This window comes from Parafrankia sp. EUN1f (genome assembly GCF_000177675.1).
In the GTDB taxonomy this organism is placed as follows: Bacteria; Actinomycetota; Actinomycetes; order Frankiales; family Frankiaceae; genus Parafrankia.
The window spans coordinates 1-5,135 of the sequence record NZ_ADGX01000282.1; the positions used below are offsets into that span (position 1 = coordinate 1).

3 protein-coding genes, 1 tRNA gene and 1 pseudogene are annotated in these 5,135 nt (G+C 70.7%); 4 read left to right on the forward strand and 1 reads right to left on the reverse strand.

Features of this window, described 5'->3' with window-relative positions; genetic code table 11:
* Positions 1–235 (reverse strand): annotated as a pseudogene (locus tag FREUN1FDRAFT_RS47240) (hypothetical protein); the annotation flags it as partial.
* A gap of 500 nt (positions 236–735) precedes the next feature.
* On the opposite strand from FREUN1FDRAFT_RS47240, the gene FREUN1FDRAFT_RS37750 reads away from it, so the two are divergent.
* From FREUN1FDRAFT_RS37750 to FREUN1FDRAFT_RS37765, 4 genes are all read left to right on the forward strand, one after another.
* The gene (locus FREUN1FDRAFT_RS37750) at positions 736–2,019 is read left to right on the forward strand and encodes an ammonium transporter (RefSeq protein ID WP_006545707.1); all 1,284 of its coding nucleotides are present in this window, start codon (positions 736–738) and stop codon (positions 2,017–2,019) included.
* Entirely contained in the window at positions 2,016–2,354 is a 339-nt protein-coding gene (locus tag FREUN1FDRAFT_RS37755) for a P-II family nitrogen regulator (protein WP_006545708.1), read from the forward strand. The genes FREUN1FDRAFT_RS37750 and FREUN1FDRAFT_RS37755 overlap by 4 nt, the downstream gene beginning before the upstream one ends.
* A 166-nt stretch (positions 2,355–2,520) precedes the next feature.
* Positions 2,521–4,932 carry a [protein-PII] uridylyltransferase gene (locus FREUN1FDRAFT_RS37760; RefSeq protein ID WP_006545709.1) on the forward strand — a complete coding sequence of 804 codons (2,412 nt, stop codon included), beginning with the start codon at positions 2,521–2,523 and terminating at the stop codon, positions 4,930–4,932.
* Positions 4,933–5,045: 113 nt separating this feature from the next.
* Positions 5,046–5,135: transfer RNA gene (locus FREUN1FDRAFT_RS37765), tRNA-Ser, on the forward strand.

The following is a 5,135-nucleotide window of genomic DNA, read 5'->3' on the forward strand; positions in this document are numbered from 1 at the left end:
TGCGGTCCCGGGTGGTCGCGATCTGCGCGGTGACGCTACCGAGGTCCTCGGCGTGGCCTTCCTGTGACCGGTCGCCGGAGCCGGAGCCCGAGTCGGCGCGAGAGCCCGAGTCGGCGCGAGAGTCGGAGCCGGCGCGAGAGTCGGAGCCGGAGCCGGAGCGAGGGCTGGCGCCTGGCTCGGCGCGGGCGATACCGAGGCCTGGACCGGCCGTCAGCGCGGGGCCTGCGGTCAGCACGCCAACCAGTGCGACGAGGGCCGGGCGCAGGCCCCGCGGACCGCTCTCCCGGGGCCGTGGCGGCTCGCGGCGCCTTTTCTCGCCTTTCGTGCTCGTTGGGCTCGGCCCTTCAATACCTCCTCTGCCATCCGCGGCGGACGAAGCGGGCGAATTCATACCCGATCGGGGGATACTGTTGGCCTCGTGGGACGGGCTGCCGGCGCTATGCCAGCCCTCCGTCGGAACACTGGTCACGACGCGGCAACGTAACTCTGTGCAGTTGTAGAGTCACGGAAGCGCGCCGACCGACACGGAGGGTCTCGGAACGCCCACCTGGAGCCCAAGGTCGGGGCGCACGGGTCGCCCAATTCAGCGATTTCACACGTCGGAAACAGATTAGACACTAGACCGGAACAGATCTTATCGACTCTTCGGCCGGAGGGACCGGGACGAGCGCAGCGTGGCCGGAGTCCGGGTAGCGCAGTCCGCGCGGTGCGCGCGGGGGGAATGACAGGAGTGACATGGCAGAACTGAACTCGGGCGACACCGCGTGGGTGCTGATCAGCGCCGCGATCGTGCTCTTCATGACGCCCGGCCTTGCATTTTTCTACGGCGGCATGGTCCGCGCGAAGAACGTGCTGGGCATGCTGATGCAGAATTTCTTCACCATGGGCATGATCACCCTGGTGTGGTCGGTCATCGGATTCAGCCTCGCGTTCGGCGCGGGTAACGGATTCTGGGGTGGCCTCGACTTTTTCGCGCTTCAGGACCTGACCGCCAGCGACGGCGCGTACCCCTACGTCGCGTTCGTCGCCTTCCAGATGATGTTCGCGGTCATCACCCCGGCGCTGATCACCGGGGCCATCGCGGACCGGATGAAGTTCAGCGCCTTCGCGGTCTTCATCACGCTGTGGTCGATCCTCGTCTACTCGCCGATCGCGCACTGGGTCTGGGCGAGCACCGGCTGGCTGTTCGAGCGGGGCGCGCTTGACTTCGCCGGTGGCACGGTCGTCCACGCGAACGCCGGTATCGCCGCGATCGTGCTCGCCGTGGTGCTGGGCAACCGGCGTGGCTGGCCCGGCGGCGACTTCCGCCCGCACAACGTGCCGTTCGTCCTGCTCGGTACCGGCATCCTGTGGGTCGGCTGGTTCGGCTTCAACGCCGGCTCCGCGCTGGGTGCGAACAAGGTCGCGGCGTTCGCCCTGCTCAACACTCAGATCGGCGCGGCCACGGCCATCCTCGGCTGGATCGCGATCGAGTACCTGCGTGACGGCAAGGCCACCACGCTCGGCGCAGCCTCCGGTGCGGTCGCCGGTCTGGTCGCCATCACGCCGGCCTGCGGTTTCGTCTCGCCGATGGGCTCGATTGCCATCGGTCTGCTCGCGGGTGCGATCTGCGCGCTGGCCACCTCGATCAAGGGCAAGGTCGGCATCGACGACTCGCTCGACGTCGGCGCGGTCCACCTCGTCGGTGGTGTCCTCGGTGCACTGCTCACCGGTTTCTTCGCGACCATCGACACCAACCCGGCGGGCAAGGACGGCGTGTTCTACGGCGGCCCCTGGAAGGTCGTGCTCGAGCAGCTGATCGCCATCGGCGCGACACTGGGCTACTCCGCGGTCGTGACTCTCCTGATCGCCCTTGCGATCAAGTACACGATCGGCCTGAAGGTCTCGGAGGAGGAAGAGGAGCAGGGCCTCGACGAGGCGCTGCACGGCGAGACCGCCTACCGCCAGACCTCGCTCAGCAGTGGCAGCGGGTTCACCTCCGTCGCCGCCGCCCGTGTCCCCGAGGAGGCCCAGGCATGAAGCTCGTCACCGCGGTCATCAAGCCGTTCAAGGTCGACGACGTGAAGACGGCGCTGGAAGGTCTCGGCGTGCACGGTCTCACGATCTCCGAGGTTCAGGGATACGGCCGCCAGAAGGGGCACACCGAGGTCTACCGGGGCGCCGAGTACAAGGTGGACTTCGTCCCGAAAATCAAGATCGAGGTCGTTGTCGACGACGAGGCGGTGGACGAGCTCGTCGCCGCGATCACCACGTCCGCCCAGACCGGCAAGATCGGTGACGGGAAAGTGTGGGTAGTTCCCGTCGAGTCAGTCGTCCGTGTGCGGACGGGCGAGCGGGGCTCGGACGCTCTGTAAGCCGCACGAAACATCCTGGGGGCGCACCTGTTACGGTGCGCCCCCTTTCCGTTTCGGCGCCGTGACGACCAGAAGAGCTTTCGGTCGCATATCACCGGACAGCGGGAAGGAAAGTGCGCGAGAGTGCCAGAGTGGGGGCCGTGGACCAGTAGGACGGGGGTGACCGGTGGACGCGAGGCTCAGGGCTCTGCGGGGCCGTGCGGACGAATTTCCCGGTTTGACCGGATCCGCGCTGCGTGAGGCCCTGGCCGAACTCGCCGACGCCGCGCTCGCCGACCTGTTCGGAGAACCAGGTGCCGGTATCGCGCTGCTGGCCGTGGGCGGTTACGGGCGCCGCGAGCCGGCCTTCGGCAGCGATCTCGATCTCGTGCTCGTCCACGACGGTCGTCGCAAGGACGTGTCCGCGGTCGCCGACGCGATCTGGTACCCGCTGTGGGACGCCGGGGTCGGCCTGGACCACAGCGTCCGCACCGTCGACGAAGCCGTCACCGTCGCCGACACCGACCTCAAGGCGGCCCTGGGCCTGCTCGACGCACGTCTCATCCGCGGCGACACCGGCCTCGCGGCGAAGCTCGTCGACACGGTCCGGGCCCGTTGGCGGTCGCGGGCGTCACGTCGGCTGCCGGAGCTCGCCCTGTCGGTCAACGAGCGGGCTCGCCGGACGGGAGAGGTCGCCTTCCTCCTCGAGCCGGACCTGAAGGACTCCCGGGGTGGCATGCGCGATGTGCAGGCGCTGAAGGCGCTCGCCGCCGCCTGGGTGGCTGAGGAGCCCCCGGCGCGCGTCCAGCAGGCCTATGAGGTGCTGCTGGACGTCCGCGGTGAGGTGCGCCGGATCGGTCAGGGCCGCGGGCAGGACCGGCTCCTCCTGCAGGACGGCGAGGCGGTGGCCGCGGCCCTGGGCTACCCGGACTCCGTCGCCGTCTCCCGCGCGGTCGCCGACGCGGGTCGCGTCATCTCCTGGACCTGGGACACCACCTGGTATCGGGTCGCGGCCGCGCAGCGCTCCAGCTCCAGGATCGGTGCCGGACTGCGCCGGCCGGTCCGCCGGCCGCTGGACGAAGGCGTGGTCGAGCAGGACGGGGAGATCCAGCTGGCCCGGGACGCCGATCCGGCGAACGACCCCGGACTCGTCCTGCGTGCGGCCGCCGCCGCGGCGCGCACCGGCATCCCGTTCGGCCGGTACGCCATCGACCGGCTCGCCCAGGAGGCGCCCGCGATGCCCGCGCCCTGGCCCGAGGCCGCGCGCGACGACCTGGTCAGCCTGCTGGCGACCGGTGACCCGGCGATCCGGGTGATGGAGTCCCTCGATCAGGTGGGGCTGCTTGAGCGGCTGATCCCCGAGTGGGCCGCGGTGCGCAGCAGGCCACAGCGCAACCCATACCACCGCTACACCGTCGACCGGCACCTGCTCGAGGCCGCCGCCCGCGCCGCCGCGCACACCCGGGACGTCGACCGGCCCGACCTGCTCCTGCTCGGCGCGCTGCTGCACGATATCGGCAAGGGGTACCCAGGAGACCACACCGACGCCGGTATCGACGTCGTGCGAGAGCTGGCGCCCCGGCTGGGGCTCCCACCCGCGGACACCGAGGTCCTGCTCGCGATGATCCGGCACCATCTCCTGCTGGTCGAGGCCGCGACGAGACGGGACATCGACGACACCGCCACAATCGAGTCGGTGGCCGCCTCCGCCGGCAGCGTCCGGGTGCTCACCCTGCTGCACCGGCTCACCGAGGCCGACGCCCAGGCGACCGGGCCGACCGCCTGGAACGCCTGGAAGGCCCGGCTCGTCTCCGAGCTCGTCCAACGCGCCACGGCCGTGCTCGACGGCCGCGAGCCGCCCTGCCCGCCCGCGCTGTCCGACCGCCAGATCGCGCTGCTCGCGCTGCCCGGCGACCTCACCGTGCAGGTCAACCCGCTGCCCGACGAGGGCATGTTCGAGATCGTCGTCGTGACGGCCGACGACCGGGTGGGGCTGCTCGCCACCACCGCGGGCGTGCTCGCGCTCAACCGGCTGGACGTCCGACGTGCCTCGGCGCGAAGCTCCGCCGGACGGTCCCTGCTGCAGGCCGCCGTCGCCGCGCCGCACGGCGAGCGGCCCGACCTCCAACGGCTCCAGACGGACCTGCGTGGGGCGATCGCGGGCAGCCTCGACCTGACCGCACGCCTCGCCGGCCGCGAACAGGACTACGCATCGAGTAGGCGGCGCAGCACCCCGGCGCCGCCACAGGTGATCTTCGATGATTCCGGCTCCGTGCCGGTGGTCGAGGTCCGGGCGCCCGACCGCGCCGGCGTGCTGCACCGCATCGCCAGGGCGCTGGCCGAGACGGGCTTGGACGTCCGCACCGCGATCGTCGCGACCCTGGGCCTGGACGTGGTCGATGCCTTCTACGTGGAGGATCCGGTCGAGGGGCCGGCCGGCACGCGACCAGCCGCGGTGCTCAGCAGCGAACGGCGCGCGGAGGTGGCGTCCGTCGTCCTGGCAGCCCTCACCGCAGGTACGCCGGCGGGCTCCAGCACTGGCGACGGGCCGTCGCTCTCCGTCTCGTCCACGTCACCGTCATCGCCGTCCGCCACCTGAGGGCAGCCGATCCGGAGCGCGGCATGGCGCCATTGGAGGAGTGTTGCGCTCCGCACGGGAGGGTCGTGGTCTGGTCCGCTGTGCGGGGCGCTATGCTTGGGACGCACCTTCAAGGAGGCTTCGCCTAGTCCGGTCTATGGCGCCGCACTGCTAATGCGGTTTGGGTCTACAGCCCATCCGGGGTTCAAATCCCCGAGCCTCCG